1 protein-coding gene and 1 pseudogene are annotated in these 2,199 nt (G+C 45.0%); both read right to left on the reverse strand.

All coding sequences use genetic code 11. The features are described from left to right. Positions 1-12 precede the first annotated feature (12 nt). A pseudogene (locus tag B9N86_RS00005) lies at positions 13-315 on the reverse strand (IS5 family transposase); the annotation flags it as partial. 310 nt (positions 316-625) lie between these two features. Then, complete coding sequence (locus tag B9N86_RS00010; RefSeq protein WP_244562896.1) at positions 626-1,990, reverse strand: MFS transporter; 1,365 nt, start codon at positions 1,988-1,990, stop codon at positions 626-628. Between the last annotated feature and the right edge of the window lie 209 nt (positions 1,991-2,199).

Here is a 2,199-nt window from a genome sequence, read left to right on the forward strand (position 1 = left end):
ATGTTGATGAACGCGAACAATCGTCGCATCGATCATCACATTTTCGAAGTCGGGTTCAATCGAAATCTGTTCAAGGACTCGCTCCCATACGCCTGACATTTGCCACCGACGAAACCGAGTGTAAACCGATTTCCAGGGACCATAATACTCCGGTAAATCGCGCCAAGGCGCGCCGGTTCTAGCAATCCAGAGCATGGCATTGAGCATGGTCCGGTTATTTTTTGCAGGTCGTCCTCCTTGTTTCTTTCGTTCGGCTGGCAACACGTCTTTGATAAGTTCCCACTGATCGTCATGTATTTCGTATCGTCTCTTCATAACCTGATTTTACCACTTATAATGCTAGTTTTATAGTTTGAAGACAGGCCCTAGCTAACCTTTTTGCAATTGGAGTAGTTCTCCTTACAAGTCTGTTATGGTTCATTATCTTCTGTTCTATTGTGATCAGATGGATCAAAAAGGACAAGGCTCCTTATTTTAATCGATACAGTCAAATAGAGGCTGTAAGAATCACTCGTGAAAAGTGATAATAACTAGCCAATACCGGAAAAAAGAAGCCAACATCTCTGATCATCAGAGGTGTTGGCTTCTTCGAGGATGATGTAGGGTATGTCATTTACTTGGAACGTTATTTAACGTATTTCCGGTTTCGAGGATTATTATTGTAGGCGTAGTACCCAAGCATGATCGTGACACCGATACAAAACAAAACATTGATTTGAAAAACCGACCTGAAAGCATGGTGCAGATATTCCTGTCCCTGTTCAGGCACTCCGTTCATAAACCCGAGTCCTAATGCTGCGCCTATAACCATTCCCATGTTCCGCGTTAAGGCGATCATTCCTCCTATAGAACCAATATGTTCCGCCTCGACATGCTGCATAATGAAGCTGTTATTCGGTGATGCAATGAGCCCCATTCCCAGTCCTACCAGCGCGAGTGTGGCAATAACTAAAGTTATGGGCAGCTGATTCGGATAAAGGGCAAAAACGGCAAGTCCGCTCCCCATGGTGAATAACCCGGCAAACATCAGACGGTTGGAACCAAAACGATCCGATAAATGACCCGCGACCGGCCCCGTAAAGGCTAATAGTACTGGATAGGCGATCATGATGATTCCAACGGTAGAGGGTAGAATGTCAGGAATCCTTAATAAATAAAAAGGTACGGTTACGATGACGGTATTGGCAAACATAAAAGAAGCGACACTAACGATTAAGCCGCTAGTAACAGCAGGAATTCGAAATGCCTTAATCGGTAAAAAGGGGGTGCTATGACGTAGTTCCCAAAGCAGGAACGCAGCTAAAGTGAACATACCAACTGCGAGTAAGGAAATCGTTTCAAGCGATCGCCAGCCCAGGGTGCTTCCCATCGATATTCCGAAAATGCTGAATCCGATTGCTATTACGAACGTAACCGCTCCAAAAATATCGAGAGGACCCGTTCTATTACCATGTTTGCTGACAGGTATGTAGCGAAATGCAAGCCAAGTGGCAATTATGGCGATTGGTACATGGGTCAAAAAAAGCCATTGCCAGCTGAACCACTGCGCAATCAAGCCGCCTGCTATCGGTCCAATCATTCCGCCAAGTGCGACAAACGTGCTAAGAGTTCCAAGTGCTCGGCCCCGATTTTCCTTAGGCACGTGAATCGTAATTAGCGCAATATTTGTAGATTGAAACATGGCAGCGCCGATGGCCTGCACCATTCTAAAGATGAGCAAGGCGGTTATTGTGGGAGAAATGGCGACCAGTACGGAGCTGATGCTGAAAAGCAATAACCCAAGATTGTGAATGAGTCGGTAGCCATATCGATCTCCTAGCTTTCCCATGACAGGAAGCAGGGATGCGATAACGAGTAAATACCCTGTCGTGATCCATTGGACCGTACCCAAGCTCGTATGAAAGATAGTTACGAATTGGGGAAGGGAAACATTGACGACGCCGGCTGTAAAATGTGAAATAAATGCCCCCAAGTATATCGCTGTAAACATGAAAAAGCGAGGGATGGTGTTGAAAGTTTGTTTTGACAAATTTAATGAGCCCAATATCATTCACCCTCAATCTCTGTTTGATAGTTTAGTAACTATACTATATATCCAAAAAAAAATTACAGTATTTCCTGAACGGGAAAGCCCACTTCTTTAGGTGTGGGATGAAAGTGAGGTCGGATACGGAGTGCCACTAGCCGAAAGGTTTGTGG

This window comes from Paenibacillus uliginis N3/975, from assembly GCF_900177425.1.
Classification (GTDB): domain Bacteria; phylum Bacillota; class Bacilli; order Paenibacillales; family Paenibacillaceae; genus Paenibacillus_AQ; species Paenibacillus_AQ uliginis.